The organism is Leptospira ainazelensis (genome assembly GCF_016918785.1).
Lineage (GTDB): Bacteria > Spirochaetota > Leptospiria > Leptospirales > Leptospiraceae > Leptospira > Leptospira ainazelensis.
Genome location: NZ_JAFFPT010000009.1, coordinates 1 through 19,879, shown reverse-complemented (window position 1 = coordinate 19,879; position 19,879 = coordinate 1). Strand labels below are relative to the sequence as shown.

General features: G+C 44.5%; 6 protein-coding genes and 1 pseudogene. All 7 read left to right on the top strand.

From position 1 onward, the window contains the following. The first annotated feature begins 30 nt into the window (after positions 1-30). The 7 genes and pseudogenes from JWG44_RS01680 (at position 31) to JWG44_RS01650 (ending at position 19,750) form a co-directional block, all read left to right on the top strand. Entirely contained in the window at positions 31-2,904 is a 2,874-nt protein-coding gene (locus JWG44_RS01680) for an Lcl domain-containing protein (RefSeq protein ID WP_205273473.1), read from the top strand. 37 nt (positions 2,905-2,941) lie between these two features. Next, positions 2,942-3,484, top strand: a complete 543-nt coding sequence (locus JWG44_RS01675) for an Lcl C-terminal domain-containing protein (RefSeq protein WP_205273232.1) — start codon at positions 2,942-2,944, stop codon at positions 3,482-3,484. A 13-nt stretch (positions 3,485-3,497) separates the two neighbouring features. After that, positions 3,498-12,665 carry a TIGR04388 family protein gene (locus JWG44_RS01670; protein ID WP_205273231.1) on the top strand — a complete coding sequence of 3,056 codons (9,168 nt, stop codon included), beginning with the start codon at positions 3,498-3,500 and terminating at the stop codon, positions 12,663-12,665. 13 nt (positions 12,666-12,678) lie between these two features. Beyond that, a complete protein-coding gene (lsa27, locus tag JWG44_RS01665; protein WP_205273230.1) occupies positions 12,679-13,365 on the top strand; it encodes a laminin-binding protein Lsa27 in 687 nt (228 codons plus the stop codon). A 495-nt stretch (positions 13,366-13,860) separates the two neighbouring features. Further along, positions 13,861-14,472 carry an Ig domain-containing protein gene (locus JWG44_RS01660; RefSeq protein ID WP_205273229.1) on the top strand — a complete coding sequence of 204 codons (612 nt, stop codon included), beginning with the start codon at positions 13,861-13,863 and terminating at the stop codon, positions 14,470-14,472. 698 nt (positions 14,473-15,170) lie between these two features. Beyond that, a pseudogene (locus JWG44_RS01655) lies at positions 15,171-19,103 on the top strand (TIGR04388 family protein); the annotation flags it as partial. An 8-nt stretch (positions 19,104-19,111) separates the two neighbouring features. Further along, positions 19,112-19,750 (top strand): hypothetical protein, encoded by a 639-nt coding sequence (locus JWG44_RS01650; RefSeq protein ID WP_205273228.1) that lies wholly within the window; start codon positions 19,112-19,114, stop codon positions 19,748-19,750. The last annotated feature ends 129 nt before the right edge of the window (positions 19,751-19,879 follow it).

Genomic DNA, 19,879 nt, shown 5'->3' with positions numbered 1-19,879 from the left:
GATTTTGAACAAGGAGAATCGGTTTGTTTTATGTTTCGTAAATATATTAAGATTTCGTTTTTATTTTCGTTCTTTATTCTTTTCCTTTCTTGCGGTAATAATAAAAGTTCGGCAACACCTGCAGCTTTGTATAACGCCTTTTTGTCCTTATTAGGGGTTCCTAATGTTGCAAGCGGCGGGGAAGGAATCGCGGCTCAATCGATTTCTGGTCAGGTTTTTTCTTTTTCTCCAGGTGAATCTGTAGACTTTAACGGAGGTTCGCAAGGCGGCGCCTCTACCGGAATTGTCGTTGACCCGAGTGGGAATGGGACCGCATCGGGAGTTTCCGTAAACGGAAACGGTATTCCACAGATCATTTTTGTGACCAATGCTCAAGGTGATCCGATCGGGGTCGACATCAACGGAGATGGGATGCTTGACTATTATCTTTGCGCCGGCGCTGACGGAAAAATAACTCTTACGACCGGACCGAATTGTTCCGGTAACAAGGTTACCATATATCCCGGTTTCGGTTACGATGAGAATGGGGACGGGGTTGTGGACAATCCTATTTTAGCTTTGATCGGAAACGATATCAATCCTCCTATGTCGTCTATTTTTCCCACTCCCGGCATTTACGGCGGCGCCCAATCCGTTACGATTTCTTGCGCGGATAATTTGGCGCCGGGAAATTTGATCTATTCCGTAGACGGTTCTATTCCCGCATTTTCCCCGTTAGCCGGTTATGTCAAAAATCCTACAACCACGAGCTTTACCGTAGGCGGGTTTGGCGAAGGCGTTTACACGGTTCAGTATCGTTGTAGAGACTTAGCCGGCAATTTGGAAGGAGTTCGATCCGCAGTTTACGAAGTGAATCATAATCTTCCGAACGTAACTTTGGACGGAGGTTCTGCCAGCGGTTATGTGAGTGCGATGAATGGAGCCGTGAATTCGATCCCTATCTTTTGGAAAAGTAATCAAAGCGGTACTTTTAGCATCCGCGCCAACGGTACGGGATGCAGTAACGGAGGCGTTTTGAGTTCCGGTACAGTTTCGGCTAACGCGCCCAACACTTTTAATATTTCCGCAAATTCCTTGAGCGTTGGTAGCAATTCTATTTTTATTTGTGTTACGGCGGGGTTTACAGGGCAGGCTAGTCTTACGGTAGTCCGTGACGACATGGCTCCTACGATTACCGCGGATCCCGGTGCCGGGAATTATGGGAAAGAGGAAAACGTCGCTTTAAAATGTAATGATAACTCCGGCGTTCCTTGTTCGGTAGTCGCTTATACAATCGACGGTTCTAATCCTCTCATTTCAGGCAGTTCCGGGGCCGTTCTCGCGGGGTCGACTTATACTACTCCGATTCCTTTACCAAACGGAACTCTGAATCGCGCGATTAAGTTTTTGGCTCGTGATAAGGCCGGAAATTTAGGTTCGGTTCAATCTGCGATCTACTCAGTCGATACTTCGATTCCGACGATTACGATTACGGGTACCACTCCCGCTCTTTATTACGGAAGTCTTGTGATCGACAATGCGACGGCGCAGGTTTCTTGGCAGGTAAGCGGAAACAAGGTTTCGTATTCTCTTTTCAAAAAACGGTCCTCCGGTTGTAACGAATGTGTCGATGCCGGCGTTGCGAATTGTCCCGTCGGAAAATTCAAGGACTCAGGCGGAGCGTTGTATTCTAATGCAGGAGATTGTCATTGTAACAACGGTATTTCTCTTCTGGGCTCGAATACGAACTCGAGCGGAGCTTTGAGTATGTCCAATCCGATCTCCATCAATTCTTCTATCGATCCTCTCAATTTTTCTTTGGGAAGAAATACTCTCTTGGTGTGTGTGGCGAACGCGGCTGCAGGATTCGGTCCTCAGTATGCAAGTAGGGAGGTGATCGTGTGGAAGGATTTGGACGTGCCACAGGCGACGGATATTTCGCCGTCTTTAAATGCTCATAACGTGAAACCGGATCCCGGGAAAATTAAGATTACTTTCAGCGAACCGATGCAGGATATTGTACCAGTTTTTAAGGTGCAATATTTTAACGGAACCAGTTGGGTTGATTTTAGTTTTGATACGGTTTCCGGGGCTGTTCCGAATTTTACTTGGAATACCGGGGTTGGAGAGCCGCATAACATTCTTACCATCGAGCTTCCTTGGATTCGTTTTCCTGAAAACGCGCTTTTGAGATGGGAAATCAACAAGGATAGTCTGAAAGATATTTCTAATAATTCGGCTCAGAGCAACGATGTTTCCGGGCAATTGGCGGGAACCTTTTTGACCGGTTCTTATTTTTCTACGAGAGACGTTAATTATAAAAGTTTAATTCCTAAAACGGGACAAAATCGTTGTTCCTATCAATCGGGAGGCTTTCACCCTGATAATTGTTTAGGAAATACTAATATGATGGACGGTCTTTCGATACGAGTTGGTCAAGACGGTTATTTTCAGTTAGGGACGGCGATTAGTAAAACGGCTCTTTCCAACGCGACGTATCCTTCGAACACGAGTACGAGAGATAACCGCACTTCCCTCGTTTGGCAGGATAACTATTCCGGTTCCAATGAAAATTTTGATTTCGCCTTAAAATATTGTGCAAACTTAAATCGCATGAATCCGCAGCCTGCGCCGAATGCTCATATATTTAACGGTTATGCCAATCGTACGGATTGGAGAGTTCCTTCGGTAGAGGAATTGGAATCCGTCTTAGTTTATGACGGCAGTCATTTGCTCTCGTTTAATGCGGGTTGCAGCGGGGCCGGCGGACAAAATGATTTTTGGACGTCTTCCTTTTTTACTTCTAACCTGCGAAACGTTTGGTATGTGGATTTTTGCGAACAAAACATTTTCTTTGATTTTACTTGGCGCGGTAAAAAGACTCGTTGTGTTTCGGGAAGTATCCCTAGCTCGGCGGCTCCATAAAATCTATTTTAAGGAATCAGAATAGGTATAATATCTTATGAATCATTTTTCTAAATCACTGAAATTCTATTTTGTCTGTCTTACCGTATTTACTTTAACAGTTGGACAGACGGTAACGGTCCGTTTTGAAGATAAAAAAGATGGAACCGTTTTAGATCGTCGAACCGGTCTTTTGTGGCAGGTTTGTCCTGCGGGTTTGGGTTCGGATAACGCATCGAATCAATCCACCTGCGGGGCTGAGAATGGAAACGAGAATGGCAGTCCGGGCGTTTACCATTGGATGGATGCCCTCAAATATTGTAACGGAGCTTTGTCTAGGAAACCTCCCGTATTACCTGCCGGTAAAACTTGGAGACTTCCGAATATAAACGAACTCAAGAGTATTGTCGATCGATCGCAGATGAATCCCGCGATGGATACTAGCGTTTTGACAACGGGTGGAGTTGAGTATTTCTGGTCTTCGACTTCGGTTATTACCGGTTCGAGCGCGGCTTGGGCGGTAAATTTCTTTTACGGAACTTCCTACGGTACAAGCGATAAGGATTTCGGTTATCACGTGCGTTGTGTAGCGACAAATTAAGGATTTATTAATTATGGAATTTAATAGAAAACGAACCCTGTTTCTTTCGTTTTTAATTGTATCCTCTCTTTATCTTCATCCTCTTTCCTCTCAACCGGTTGTAGTTCCGAATCTGAATACGCCGGTTTTCAATTCGAATAGTATGAACCAGACGTTTACGGTTGCGGACGGTATGCAGACGATCGGCAACTGGGACGCATTTGTTTTTCAGAGTGTGAGTATTTTGCAGACTCAATGGGAGGCTCAGGTTCAGGCCCAGATTTCGATGATCGTAAACAGCGTAACGACGAGCGATCATTTCGCTTCCGTTCAAGACTATCAGTCGTATATGTACAACTCTTTGCAGGGCCAAGCGAGCGAACAGCTGTTAGCCTGGCAGTCGACGGTCGAGACCGAGATCTTGTCCGAGAGGAGCGAATATCTTTCTGCGTTGTATGGTTCGAATTCCGGAGCGGTTGCGAGTTCCACAGCTCAATTTCAGAGCCAGTGGGATGCGTTTGTTTCGGGCAGCGGTTTAAATTTAAATCTCGGCGGCGCTCTCAGCCAAGCGGTTTTGAACAGCGGCCAACAGACTTTGGAAGGTTTGGAGAGTCAGTGGTGGAACGATTTTAATCAGAATTTACAAAGCGGTTTACAGACTTATCAGGAAGCACTCCAGGGTTTGACTACAAAGTATCAGAACCTTCTCTCTCAGATCAACGCAACGGAGATGCAGTATCAGGCCCACCTTGCTCAGATTCAACAATCCCAGTCCGGGGTTAAGGATCAGATTCTTTCGAGCTTGGAAGGTTATCAGTCTTTTTTAAACGGAAATAGTCTTTTTTGGAATTCTATTTCCATTCTGTATGACAATACTTCGAACAGCTATGTCCAAGCGAGCTGCCCCGGAGGTCATAGTTGTACGACATTTCAGTATGACCCGACTAACAGTCAGTTTTATACGCTTGGTTCTTGTCCTGCGGGCCACACTTGTGCGAATGTTTTGTATGATACCACCGATAGTAAGTATTTGCAGAATACGGTTTGTCCTTCGGTTTGCGACGGGAGCGAGGTTGAAAATTTATCGGTTCGAACGGGTTTGAACGCGGACGGAAGGGCGTTTCAGAACGTGATCAATAACGTTGCGAATGCTTTGCAGGAAGGATATGTAATGCCTGCGATTTTCGATTATACTTCGGGAACGATGATCAGCTACAACGCGAATTGTTTGAGCGGTAGCAGTTGTGTGAAAGGTCTTTACGATTCGACTTCCGATACGTTTGTCGCATCGACCACTTGTTCGGCGGGTCATACTTGTTACAGCGCCGTTGTGGACAATACGATTCCCGCTTCCACTACGGGTTCTTATTTTACTAACAGTTGTCCTGTAGGAGATACACGTTGTGTGTCTTGTCAGGCGGGTCATACTTGTCAGGTTCAGGATATGGAAGCCGGCTTTTTGTATGCTTCCAATTTGATGACTTCGTTTTTGCACAACGAACTTCTCGCTACTCAAGGCGCCCTTCAAAACGCGATCAACTATCAGAATGGAAACGGGACGAATCAATATCAGTATGGTTCCAGTTCTGGCGAGTCATTTGATAATAGCGGCTTGAGTTATATGTGGGGGAATTCAGATTTCTCTCATTTTGCCGCGAAAGCAAATTCAGCGGTTGCGGTTCGAGTCGATACACTTTGGGGGAGTGAAACGACTGGCGAGATTGGTTTAGCTAAACAGATCATGGCCTATATTCGTCAAGAAATTTCAGAGATGGATCTTGCGAACTGGATCATGGATGCTTACTCGAACGGATTGAGCGGGTCATCTATGGATCTTCCCGGGATCGGCGGTCTTGGACCTGGAATCACGATCACAGGTATCAGTCACGCTGATCTTCGTGCTTTCGAGGATCAGGATACTCCTCCGGCAAACTTTGGACCGAATCAATATTGTCCGGACTGGCTTGGTTGTTATTCGGGTGATATTTTTAACCCTACCCCCGGAATTTATATGGCCAATCGAACTTACTCCCAACAGCAAAATGTCGGCGGGGCTTGGGGCAGTAACTTTTACGATTACTTTGCCAGAGAAGCAGGGGTTTGGGCGGGGGTTCCCTTTTTAGCGGACGTTCAACATATGCAGGACTATGCCTGGATCGAGCTAAACTTTACCGTTTCCAATAACAATGCTTATGCGAACGTAACCACGTATCAGGACCTCGTTTTGCAGTTACAGGCTTTCGAACACGACTGGCAGAACAACGTGATGCCTTCGATTACGAATTGGACCGCTCAGTCGGCTTCGTATCAGGCGCAGTATGCAAATTGGCAGACCGAGATGCAGGCCGCTTTAGCGGACGCGCAGAATACGTTTAACAGCGGTGTTCAGGATCTGCAAGGTCAAGAATCGGCTTGGCTTGCTCAGATGGGGGTGGTGCAACAACAGGCCGCCAATGCTTTTCAAGCCGCAGAGAACGCGCTCAAGAATGCAAAGGGGCAAACGAACTACGGTCAGCTTACTCAAGAAGTTTTGGCCGGCATCAATCAAGGAAGGACTAAGTCAAATATCGACGGAGAAGTCGTTGCGAATACGAGTTTGTTTACGGATGCATTCGGTACGATCTTGAGTGGATTGGATCGGAACGCTGATAGAAACATTCCGGATTTCGGTTTGCTTTCCACTCTCGGATCGAGCTTTAGCCGGGCGATCACAGGCGCTTCCAACTTGAGTTTGTTGTCTTCGACCAACAACGCGACCCTGGATACGATTTTGGGATATATGAACGGTGTTGCGGATTCTATGCGTAAGGAGAAGCAGTTTTCGCAAAACGGCCAAAGCGATCTGATCGAGGCTCATCAGCTCAAAACGAAATCGGTCGAATCCAAGGACACATACTCAGGCGAAACGATCACTACGACGTATGTATTGAATGCGGACGGTAGCCTCGGTCAGAAGATCCAGGATTGGATCAAGGCTACTTGCGGAGACGATCTCAGCAACGGACATTGCAACCAGTTTATCGAAAACAAATATACGAGCGTCGATGTGGACAAGAGCGGCAAACTTACCGCGCATCGAAACGTTTATGACGGTTCGACTTCGCTTTGCGGCGCGATGGACGCGACAAACTTGGACTCTTATTGTTTTGGGACCGATGATGCGGTGGTTACGATCGCTCCGCCGAACGGGGGAATGTTTCTTTTGGGGAGGGGAGCTTCCCGTTTAGGAGATATTTTCGACGGCAACGACAACCAGGTCGGAGATCTTGTTAACAGCACATTCCAGAATGTGAATGCCTTTTTATCCTCTAACAAACATATGTCCGGTCTTTTTACCGAGGTGAATGCCGCCCAGAGACTGAACGATGAAAATTCTTCGATCGCATCCGCCGACGCAAATAACCGGGTGAAGATTGCAAATATCGTAGTGGATTATGTGGAAGCCGTTTTGTTAGGCGGGATGTCTACGAGCGCCTGGGTGAATAAACAGGCGCAATCTGCGATCCAAGACGTTGTTGCGACGGTGATTGCGAAGGCATTCGATTTACCTCCCGATGTCGCCGCGTTTCTCTCCGGCGGGCTTATGGCTCATATGGAAATGTCGAAGGCAAAACACGATATGGGAACTAAAAATTTAGGGATTCAAAAGGGGATTCATAACGTTTTAGATGCTTATGGTTTGGAACCGTTGGAAGGTCTTTTCGCGAAAGTTGGGACCGGCCTTGGTACGGTTTTAGACGGCATAGGCGGTAATTATGCAAAAGCTTTAGGGATTCAAAATTTTAATTCAGGAATCGGGGCCGCATTTGAAGGTTACGATAAAAATCTGGCCGCGATCGAGAGATGGAAGGATTTCAAAAACAGCTTGTATGGATTTGGAGTTCAGAAGGCAGCGATCGCGAATGGAATGTCTCCCGCGTTTGCCGGAGCTTTGGCTCAGTACACGATTGATTATATGGAAATGCGGCATGCAAAAGAAGAGCTTGGGATGCGGAGTGGAGCGTTTTCCTTACAATCACTCGGTGGAAACTTACAGTCGGCGTTTGCCAGTATTGGCGGCGCTGTAGCTGAAGTCATCGGAGCTGAACTTCAAACCATGATTCATCTTTCGGGGGATCTCGGTTTGACTTCCGAAAAATATGAAAAACATCTCAATAAAGAGATGAGAACGATCATCAACGATATAAAATTAAAAGACTTAAAAGACGATATCCGAAATTGGGACTCCGATCAAGCGATGCTTGCGAGCGAAGCCGTGAAAGAGTATGGGCGGGTCAATCACCTCGATCAAAAGACTATCGATCTATGGTCGCAACAAGCGTCCGACTTTGTGGTTAGAAAACAGGCGGAAAGGGATTTAAATCGAAGGGACGATTTTCTAAAGATCGGAACGGTCGTTACCGGAGGAATCCTTAGTCCTTTGCTGTTGGACGCCAAATTGTTCGGCGGCGGTTTGACAACTCTTGTTTCCAAAGGGTTCAAAGGGGTTATGACATCGATCGCCGATCTTGGAAATCTTTTTGGGGAATCGATCGTCTCCTCGGATTTTAAAGATTCCGTGTATGATCAAACAAAGGTTTGGCACAATACGATCACACAACAAGACGTAAAAGCGAGAAGTCAGCAAGGTATTATCAACCAAGCCTTTGTGCAAAAAGAAATGCGCAATCTGCTTTTCGATGCCATTGGAGAATTTTTGGTTCCAGGCGACAAGACCATGGGACATAATTTGGGCTTGCTTCTCAAACATCATATCGATCAGCAAGAAGCTAAGAAAGACGCAAGAGAGCAAAAGCTTAAGGATGCACAAACCATTGTGCAGGTTGCCGCAGCGGCAGCAGCGATTTACTTTTCTGCGGGAACAGCATCGGGTGCAGCCAACAGTTGGCTCAGTTCTGTGGCCATCCAAACTGGAACGGCAACGACGGCGTCCGTAGGCGGAGTGTCAACCGTTGTCGCAACCGGACTCACAAACGGGCAATTGATCGCGTTGGCCGCAAGCACTGCGGTTAACATGGCTGTTGAATCTTCTATCAACGGTTCCAATGGAGCGATTGCCGCTTTTGCCAATGGACTAATCTCGGCAGCAACTCTCGGAGTCAAAACCCCAGTTACCGGTTTTGTAAGCTATACCAAACATCAGAATGCCAACCTACTGACAGGCCAACAGGAAGTAAAAGGAGGCTGGGGAGGAGGCTTGAGTTTGAATGTCGTTGGTTCCGATGTGAACAACCAAGCGATGGCGCTCATTTTGAACAATCTGAATTACGCGGGGTTTAACGCAGGATTTAGCTATAACCAAGACGCCGGGTTAGGGGCCAATGTGGGGTTGAATTTTAAAGGTGGTAGCGTAGGCCTTGATTACAACTTCAAAAGCGGAGACTATACAGCGAACGCGAGCTATGACGCCTGGGACAGCAAGAACGACAAACACCACGCAGGTTTTAGCGTATCGGCAGGAAAGAACGGAAGTGCGAGTTTAGACGGTTACTACAATTACGGAAACAAGGATATTCCGCCTCAGTTACGGGGTCATGGAGGTACGTTGTCGTTTAGCAATGACGGAACGATGTCTTTGAGCGGTCAGATGCAAGGAGCGACAATCGGGACTCTAACGTATGATACGAATACTCACGGTTTCCAGCCGATTTCTTTGAATCAGAATTTCCAGAACGAATTCAACCAAGGTTTAGCGGCAGAGAACGCTCAGTTTAATCATTCCAAATCGCAATTGGAGCTTGTGAAACCTTTGATTGCGACTGGTTTAAAGATGGGCTTGTATTCAAGCGCCGAGATCGATCAGTTTTTACCAAAAGACAAAGACGGAAATATCGATGTAGATAGAGCGAACCCGAGCGAACTTCTTTCCAAGTGGAATGATTACAAGGGAAAGATGTCTGGAAGCGATGAGAGCGTAAAGATTTGGAAGGATCAGGTATCGAAGGCAGGTGAAGCGGCCGGTTTAAAGATCAACTTTAACGACGGCAAGTCGGCGACGAGCACGTTTGGTAAGTTTGTTTCCGGGATTGCAGGGGATATTGCTCAGAGTTTTGGTTTTGCGAACGACGGAAGCAAGATGGCGGACAAGTCCGGAGTGTTTCACTTGGATACTTGTTTTGTTGCCGGGACTCAGGTTCACTTAGCGACTGGGACGAAGAGCATTGAAGAGATTCAAATCGGTGATGTAGTCGTATCTTGGAATGAGAAGACTAACACCTTTGAGAACAAGAGAGTCACGGAGTTGTTCGTTCATGAAGTTCCTCAGTTGTTTGACTTAGAGTTAAACGACGAAGAGACCTTACATACCACTTGGAATCACCCGTTTAGAAGGAGGGCGACAGCTAACAACGATTTAGCGACGTCGGAATGGGTGAAAACGGAAGACCTGAAAGTTCAGGATCAAGTCTTGAAGTCGGATGGAAGCTGGGCAAGAGTTACTGGGCTTTTTCACTACAATGTAGAGCCGACTTTAGTTTACAACATCGAAGTAGAGGACAATCATACCTACGTTGTGGGTGTGAACGGTGTTGTTGTCCACAACTATGAGAAACAAAGACCGGAAGTGTCAGCGGCGATGAATCGAACGGAGAGGCTTTCTAAACTTGCTCCAGAGGATCGTGAATTTGTAAGCAGTTTAGATGATTTGAAACATTTAGGCAAAGAGTTTATCAAAAACGGAGCAGAGGCAAGTAAAGAGACGAATCGACTTCTTTTTGAAACTTTCTCAGCAAAACAAAACCTGGAAGTTCAGGGTAAGAAGAATTTAGACTTTGTGACCATGGTTCGAAGTAAGGATGCGGATAGTTTACCGGGCATTGGTAAGATACGAGATGTGCTGAAAGGAATTGATCCTGCAAAAGGATACTCAAAGCATCAACTTTCTGAGATCGACACGTGGCTCAGACAGGATCTTTCTAAGAATTTACCTTCGGGTGTAGCTGGAATCAAGGACATGGTAGGCGGGTATTCTTCTGGGGCCTTTCGGTTGGGTGGTTTAAACAAACCCGGAAATACGCGAACTCTTTCTGAAATGGGAACACATGTAGGACTTTGGAAGGTGGGCCGAGAGTTAAGCGAAACGCAAACGATGAATCTGGGCCGCCAGAGAATAACGGACTCCGAAACTGCACTGGTTGCGCATCAGAACAAGATTAAAGAACGAGGAGTGGCTGAAGCGAAAGCGATCCGAGCAGTCGAAGACAGAGTAGAGGCATACGTAGCTCACCGATACGGCAATGATCCAAAGTTTGCAGAAGCGATTGTAAGTTCCCGAACGATCGACAAAAGCAGTTTGAGTAAGAATTCTGATGGAGTTGATTTTGATACGAAGAGAAAGGCGTTTGAATTCAACCTGAAACCGGGAGACAGGGCGAAGATTCAAGAGTTCGACAAACAGATATCCAGCATCTTAGAAACTCAGAATCGCCTTGAGAGAGAAGACTATGAGAAACATCAAAAGCATCATCCTGGCGAACCGTATCAGCGTTCCGCAGATCTCAACCAGAGACGGGAGAAGATGATCGCAACCCGTGAACATTTGGAGAAACAGAGATCCAACTTTGTGAATGAAACGATCACACACTTTCCGATGGAACCAAGACGGATCGAACTTGAGAAACTTGTGTTGAGTGGTAAGATTACGGACAAAGAGCGGAACGAACTCAATGCGATCGACAAGGCGAAGACGAAATACAACGAACAAGTAGCCAACTTGTTGGATACAAACTCAAATACAATGCACACGACTTTAGAGACCGTATTTGGTAAAGAGCGTATGCTGGTAGCAAACGACAGAACAGAGTTGACTCAGAATTTGCTTAACAAAGAAGACAAACTGAGAACCTTAGATCCGAAGAAGGACAAGGCGGAATACGACAAGTTGAACAAAGAGATCCAGACGATCCAAGAGAGAACGGCGCAACTCGACAAAAACTTTTTGGACTTCAAACCGGTACGAAAAGCGGATGAGTCTTTGGAGAAGTTTTTGCTGAGAGAAAAGGACAGCTATGCAGGAGAGCCGAAAGCGATTGAAAGGATTACAGAAGGGCTTGAAGCGCAGAAGAAACATTACAAAGCCTTGGGTGATGTTGCTAAGGTAAAAGAGATTAACGATAAAATTGATAAATTTGAAAAACGCTCTCAAGAATCATTGAAATTAGCTGAAAATGACGTTCTCACTCTTGCTCTTCGGAAGGGCGGGGCAGAAAGAGAGAAAGCGCTCCAGGATATGAAAGAATATCTGACCCACGCCGACAAACGAGACAGCAATGAATACGAAAGGGAACTTCCGATTTCGGATCATATCAAAAATCCAGTAGGAAATCCGGAGGGCAAGAAACTTGCTGTGAATTCTCACTTTGGTCGAGGCGGATACGGCAACCAAGAGGTAGTGGGGGCGTATTTGCATTCGAACGACCATACCGGTTTGGATGGAGGAGGAGTGAAAGGGGAACGGATCAATTCGGTTCTGGAAGGGAAGGTGAAAGGAGAACCGACGAAAGGATTGTCGATCACATTGCCTGGAGAGATGCCAGCCCACCTGAAAGAGAAGGGGATTGCATATTCCGAGCCATTGTACGACGGAAACGGAAACAAGATGCGTGATGCAGGTTATTACGATCCTGACGGGAAGGTATATTCGGCAAACAAGCTGGGAGAGATGGATTCGAAATACAGAAAAGCGAACCCGGAACTTGCTAAGATAGAGAAGCCGTTTGAGTCTGTAAGATCGGTGGGAGTGATCTCCGACAAGGGTAAATTCTACACGATGGCGAATGCGAAGACTCCGGTGGAATTGACGCTGGCGCAGCTTGCCTTGGTACCGGAAGAGATCCGAAGAAAACCCGAACTTGCGAATTCAAACGGAAACGGTGTATCGATCGAGACGACGTTGACGGGTGTGTTTGCCGGGAAGTATGAATTGCAATACAAACACTTTGACTCGATTCCAAGAAATGAAAACGGGCAACCTTTGACGAAGGGAGATACGATCAAGGCCGGACAAAAAATCGGAGATTTGGGGACGACGGGAAGATCGACAGGGGCGCATTTGCATATCTCTGTGGTGAGTTATGAGAAACCGAACGGAGTCAGTCCTGTTTTCTACAACGCTGTAGCTGACAAAAAGGGGAATATTGTTTACTACCTGATCAATCCCCAATATTTCATTAAAGTAATGGCACCTTCGGGGGTGAAGAGGTAGGTTGGTAAAATATATGAAGAAGATTAGACTCAAACATCGATTTCTAATATTCGTTTTGGCATTTGCGGTCGGCTTTGTTTTTTCCTGTTCTCCGAAGGAAGAGCAATTTGCTGAAGGCGTGAAGTATTTAGGCGGTTCGAACCCGAAGGTGGAAGAGGAATTCAAAAAGATCGGTTTGAATGCGAGAGACATTGCCAAAGAGCGATTGATGAAAGATCTTTTAAAATTGAGAGAAGGGATCGAAGAAAAAAATTATCATCGAGTAACACATCTTTCTAATTCAAGGATTTCTCAATCCATTCAAAGGGCTTACAACATTCCGTCCGAGTATGACGCTATGAATGCTTGGGTGAAGAGCTTTGAAACTGGAAAAGCGTGGTGCGACTACGATCTTTTATTCAAGGACAAGATCGTATCGTATGAAATCGAACCTTTGCAAGCGGATCAAGATGTTCCAATTGATGGTACGTCAAGTAAACATATGAGATATCGAGTGTATCTTCGTAAAGAAGGCCAGACCGGAAAATTGACATTTGAAAACAGTCATGTGTTGATTTTTGAGGGAAGTTTATTTCGAGAGGGGGGATGGGGAAGATTTTCAATCGACGCATTTGCAAATCACTGTCCGATCCTGAGTCAAGAGGAAGAGGAGCGCCTGAAGGATTTTGAAAGCAGTCATCCGGATGCGGGAAATCCTTAGGAAGGAGATTTCGTCCTTTAAAGATTTGAGTATGTGAACAAAAGAGTCGGTTATTGCGTTTTAATCGACCCGTTTCCTTTAGCCCGACTTTTAAAATTGAACACCGGTCCAAGGAGCGCGTTTGCCTGCTTGGCTCTTGACACGAAGTATGGAGCAGCCGTTGTCAAGTTTCTGTTTGGTTGAAATTTTTACTCGGTAGTAGTTAAGAAGGGAACGAAGACGAATTCGGGTATGAATTCTACAAACAACTTAAGGGATATGAATGAGCGTATTGGATCAGCGTTAAGACAGTCTATCAATCTTCATAAAAATTAGTCGAATGAGAGAATATTCTTTTTTGGCCGGTTTTTTTTAAGTGAATGATTAGAAAATCTTCCTTTTGGTTTCTATTTTATAAAATGAAAACAGTTGTCAAAAAACAGCTTTAAACAAATTCTGAATGTATAGTAGAAAATCGTTTATTCGAAATTATTAATTTAGGAGAATTTAAGGAATATGAAAAAGAGTATTCTTAAGACACTGGCTGCGCTTTTGTTAATAGGTTTGGTCTTTTCTTGTGAAGACGGGAAAAAGGAAAAAGAAGAAGACCCTTTAGATGCATATTTAGCCTTGGTCACGAATCCTATCGTTTTATTGGGATTAACTTGCAAACAGGGAATGGGAAAGTTGGTCGTTGTGAATTCTGAAAATCCTAGCGAAACTAGCACGTTTCAATTCAGAGGTGAGGTTGGCCGACCTATTCACTCTATAATCTTTGCAAAGTCGGGTGCGGCACTTGCATTACCTGATTGTAATTTTAGTGTTCCGTCTTTGACAAATAATGCATTAGCAAATGGGCTTTCTTACGATTCGACTACTGGAACGTTATCCGGAACCCCAACTGCGACCATGGCGGCTACCAATTTAGAGTTTAGTTACTCGATGGCGAGCAAGCTTACTTTTGCGAGCGTAAATCTTACTGCACAGGTCCTGAATTTTCAGATATACGCAGCTGGTCAGTTGACTTGCGTTGCTGTTGGAGGCGGAAAGTTTGGGTGCCCTCAGTTTCCCGGCGTAACATTCAATACGGTAACGCTTTGCCAGCAGAGTGCTTCCTGCGGATTTTAGGTCAGTTTTTCTTTTAATAATTGATAATCAAAGTTTCGTTTTCTAAGGAAGTGTAGCTTTGATTATTGAGATTATTTTCCCTAGATCAAAGGGGATTTATTTCTATTATGAGGAATGTTTGGTCATCGGAAATGGATACCCAAAAAGGGTATTCGAGCTTTGAATTTCTAAAAAGTAAACTTCTCCCAAAGACCAAGTTGATCGTTAGAAGTAGATCTAAAGATCTCTATGGAAGATACGTTGTTGATGTGTTGTATTTTAAAAAAAAAGAACGGCGAATGCAGAAGAAATAGTTGAAACAGGTAACTATTTGAATGCTGAATTAGTAGTTTCAGAAAGAGAATAACTTTAAGAATTGAATATTTCTGAACTGAAGCTTTGTAAAAAAAATCTCAAACTCCACCTTTCCAATTGACAAAAGTGGCGGATGACCAGCTCTTTGATACATCAAAGAGCTGGTTCCTGACTCTTCAATCTCTCTTCACTTTTTTTCAAAATCTTTTCAAATTGAATCCACGTTAGCGTCAACTGCACCGGCGGTGCAGTTATGACAACAGACAAACTCGCGAGAGTGATCGCAGCGAAAATCCGGCGATGCACCATCGTTTAGAATGTAGCTCTTTGCTTTTTAAAATATCGAATGGTGCTTCGCTGATTGAAGCGGAGAGCGCGTTTCGCGTAGCGAACTCGCCCAGTGACTTTCTTTCCGGCTACGACTGAATTTTAAAGGTGGCAGCGTAGGCCTTGATTACAACTTCAAAAGCGGTGATTATACAGCGAACGCGAGCTATGACGCTTGGGACAGCAAGAACGACAAACACCACGCAGGTTTTAGCGTATCTGCAGGAAAGAACGGAAGCGCGAGTTTGGACGGTTACTACAATTACGGAAACAAGGCGATTCCTCCTCAGTTAAGAGGGCATGGAGGTACGTTGTCGTTTAGCAATGACGGAACGATGTCTTTGAGCGGTCAGATGCAAGGGGCGACGGTAGGAACTCTAACGTATGATACGAATACTCACGGGTTCCAGCCGATTTCTTTGAATCAGAACTTCCAAAACGAATTCAACCAAGGTTTAGCTGCGGAGAACGCTCAGTTTAATCATTCCAGATCGCAATTGGAGCTTGTGAAACCTTTGATTGCGACTGGTTTAAAGATGGGCTTGTATTCAAGCGCCGAGATCGATCAGTTTTTACCAAAAGACAAAGACGGAAATATCGATGTAGATAGAGCGAATCCGAATGAACTTCTTTCCAAGTGGAATGATTACAAGGGAAAGATGTCTGGAAGCGATGAGAGCGTAAAGATTTGGAAGGATCAGGTATCGAAGGCAGGTGAAGCGGCCGGTTTGAAGATCAACTTTAACGACGGCAAGTCTGCGACGAGCACGTTTGGTAAGTTTGTTTCCGGGATTGCAGGGGATATTGCTCAGAGTTTTGGTTTTGCGAACGACGGAAGCAAGATGGTGGACAAGTCCGGAGTGTTTCACTTGGATACTTGTTTTGTTGCGGGGACTCAGGTTCACTTGGCGACTGGGACGAAGTCGATTGAAACATTACAGATCGGAGATATAGTCCAGTCTTGGAATGAGAAGACAAACACCTTTGAGAACAAGAGAGTCACGGAGTTGTTCGTTCATGAAGTTCCCCAGTTGTTTGACTTAGAGTTAAACGACGAAGAGACCTTACATACCACTTGGAATCACCCGTTTAGAAGGAGGGCGACAGCTAACAACGATTTAGCGACGTCGGAATGGGTAAAGGTGGAAGACCTTCGCTTGAACAATCAAGTTCTCATGTCGGATGGAAGCTGGGCAAGAGTTACTGGGCTCTTTCACTACAATGTAGAGCCGACGAAAGTTTACAACATCGAAGTAGAGGACAATCATACATATATCGTGGGGGAGAGCGGAGTCGTTGTCCATAATTACACCGAAAAAGAAAGAACAATCGTTGCAGCTGCAATGAATCGAACTGAAAAATACGGTAAACTTGCCCCGGATGATGCCGAGTTTGTGGGTGGATTAACCGAGCTTAAAAAATTAGATAATGAGTTTCGAAAAAACGCATCGGAGTCTTACAAAGAAACGAATCGTTTGATGTTCGACGATAGTTCTGCTCGGATGAGTTTAAATAGTCAAATAAAGAAGAATAACGATTTCTTGACTATGTTGCGTAGTCCGGAAGCGGATTCACTTCCGGGTATCAAATCAATTCGTGAGAAGTTAATCGGTATAAAACCCGGGCAGGGATTTACTAAGAGCTCCCTTTTGGATATTGATAATTGGATAAGGCAGGACTTGTCTAAGAACCTACCGATGGGAGCGGCAGGATTGAAGGATTTAGGAGGCGGCTATGCCTCTGCGACCCCAACCTTTAATTCGTCTCCTCAATTTAGATCGATCGGCGAGGTTGGAACTCATGTCGGACTTTGGAAATTAGGTAGAGAATTATCCAGCGTCGAAGGATTGAAAGCATCCAATCTTCGATTTCAAAGCACACAGGACGCGTTAGCAAATCATGAGAAGGTATCTCGAGAACGCGGTGTTGCGGAAGCTAAGAAAATTCAAGAAGTGGAAGCCCGAATAGAAGGATATGTCGCGAAAGTATATGGAGACGACCCTCGATTTGCTGAACGGATTGTAGATTCTCGAACAATTGACAAGAGTAGCTTGAGTAAAAAGACTTCCTCGATTGATTTTGAGACAAAGCGCAAAGCTTTTGATCTTTACTTGAGTGCGGCTGATAATGCAAAAATCCAAGAATATGACAACCAAATCTTGGGTGTGATCAGAACCCAGAAAAAACTGGAACGACAAGAATACGAGAATCATACTAAAAAACATCCGGATGAACCTTACAAACGCAGTCCGGAACTGGATCGTCGGAGGGAGAAGGCACTCGCAATGCAGGATCATTTGGAGAAAGAGAGATCTAACTTCTTGAATGAAACTGTAACGAACTTCCCTCAGGAACCAAGACGAATCGAGCTTGAGAAGTTGGCTTTGAAAGGGTCATTATCAGCGAAAGATCAAAAGGAATTGAACGAGATCAATATTGCGAAGAAAGAGCATAACAATGAAGTAGCGGCCCTCTTTGATCAAAATAAAAATAAAATGCATGATAGTCTTGAAAGAAACTTTGGCGGAGAAAGGGGAGTCGTTGTAAAAAATCGATTTGAACAGACCGACAAAATCCAAACTCTTGAAAGTAAACTTGCCACTTTAGATCCAAAAGATTCCGAGACGGCAAAAGAAAGATCCGATCTCCAAAAACAAATCACCAAAGCCGAGGAAAGAGTTGCACAGATCGACAAGAACTTTTTGGACTACGAACCAAAGAGAAGGATGATCCACGGAAAAGAAGAGCCGTTAGGCGACTTTGTCCTCCGCAGACAACAGTCGTATGAACAAGAAGAGGATGCAATTAAGGCGATAACAAAGCAGCTTGAGGCCAGAAAGGAAACATACGAGAAGTTGGGGGATAAGAAGAAAGCGATTGAGATCGACAAGAAGATCGTTCTTTACGAAAAGCGTGAAATGAAAACTCGTGAATTAGCTAAAGATGACGTTTTTACCTTAGCTGCAAAGGAAGATCAAAGCTTGATTGCTAAAGGTAAGCCAGCGACTGAGGTTGCAAAGTGGGAACGATACAAAACTCACAAAGATGGGGAAGGGCATATTACAAGATCTCTTCCCATTTCTGATAAAGAACCAGGTTTCAAACATCCGGTGGGAGATGATGTAAACAAGAATACGATTACATATACATCTCATTATGGAGAAGAGGGATACGGATTCAAAGACATCGTAAAGAGCGCGTTGAAAGCTTTGGATCATAGCGGGATTGATATTGCGGCAATGTATGGAGATCGCGTGAATACGATGTTGAGTGGAACGGTCGTTGACATCTCTCAAGGATTAGAAATCAAAGTTCCTTCAAAGAAACTAGAGAGCAAAGGTATAATCTATCTGCCGGAAGGTTTGCATACTGATGGAAGTGTTAGAAAAGAGGGTTTGTATCGTGAAGGCGAGAAAACACCGCTAAGTCGAGAAGAGTTGGTAACTTTGGATCCAGGTTTTAAAAAGGAAGCCTATACCGGAATACGGATGACAGGTGTAATTTATTTGGCATATAACGATGATAAGAAAAAAGGCAGAATTGTAACAGACCCAGGATTTTATACATTGAGTGGACCAAAAGACGAGATAAAGCTCAGCGAAAGACAAGTTCAGCTGCAAATTCCTCCGGATGCAATTGATAATCCGAAAACTGTGAATTCCGGAGGAAATAGTGTAACGATAGAAACGAAGTTTGAAGGAGAAATTTCCGGAACCTTCCGCTTGGAATACAAACATTTTAAAGAAGATCCGAGAAAATGGATCGAAATAAAAGACTTTATCCCGGCGGGCAAGCAGATTGGGAACGTCGGAAGTACTGGAAGATCTACGGGTCCACATTTACACGCGACGGTAAAATACTTTACGGCAAATAACCCTCCTTTGGAACTTCCTAAGGGATTGTATACCGTCAAAGGTGAAGGTAAAAACCAATATTATGAAATCAATGGGGATTACTTTCTGAACGAAATCGTTCCAAAGGGATTGAAAAAAAGGAAATGGGGAGCGTAATTATCAATATGACTCTGAGAAAAAATTCAAAGCTATTTTACCTGATTCTAGTATTTTTCGTTTTCGAATGCAAATTCTTTGGGCCTGAATGGAAGGCTGGCCCAAGTGAAGAATTGTTCGAAGATGGGATTAAATATATCAGAGCAAGTTCTGATGTTGAGGATCAGTTTGAAAAATTCAAATTAGATCCGAGGCAAATTGCTAAAGAGCGTATGGTTCCTCAAATTAAAAAACTCAAAGAGGGAATCGAAAAGAAGCTACCTTATAAGTTAGTCGGTTTAGCAAGTCCAGGTTTATCCGATTCATTTGCAACTGGATACTCCTCCTCATATGCCGCAGATCAGGCTTGGATAAAGAGTTTTGAATCAGGGTATGGCTGGTGTGAGTTTGGTGCTTTTTTTAAGACAAAAATTGTGTCATATGAAATCGTTCCCAGCGGCGTTTTTCAGCCTTACTTGAAACAAGACGTACCGAGTGGGATTTTTGAAATTTCATATGATGTATATTTGAGAGAAGAGGGGCAGACAGAAAAGTTAACAAAAGATAACGCGTATTTGTTATATTTTAAAGGAGACAAGGGTAAAAAAGGAGAGTTTGGGTATTTTTCGATCACAGGCTTTGATAAACATTGTCCTATTGAAGAATAACGTGTTCTCAATAGTCTAATACTCCTCGTTTTCGGATATGAGCTCCTTGGATTGGATTGGATTGGATTGGATTGGATTGGATTGGATTGGATTGGATTGGATTGGATTGGATTGGATTGGATTGGATTT

Coding starts and splice junctions, on each gene's coding strand:
- JWG44_RS01680 (WP_205273473.1), top strand. CDS start 31: ATGTTTCGTAAATATATTAAGATTTCGTTTTTATTTTCGTTCTTTATT.
- JWG44_RS01675 (WP_205273232.1), top strand. CDS start 2,942: ATGAATCATTTTTCTAAATCACTGAAATTCTATTTTGTCTGTCTTACC.
- JWG44_RS01670 (WP_205273231.1), top strand. CDS start 3,498: ATGGAATTTAATAGAAAACGAACCCTGTTTCTTTCGTTTTTAATTGTA.
- lsa27 (WP_205273230.1), top strand. CDS start 12,679: ATGAAGAAGATTAGACTCAAACATCGATTTCTAATATTCGTTTTGGCA.
- JWG44_RS01660 (WP_205273229.1), top strand. CDS start 13,861: ATGAAAAAGAGTATTCTTAAGACACTGGCTGCGCTTTTGTTAATAGGT.
- JWG44_RS01650 (WP_205273228.1), top strand. CDS start 19,112: ATGACTCTGAGAAAAAATTCAAAGCTATTTTACCTGATTCTAGTATTT.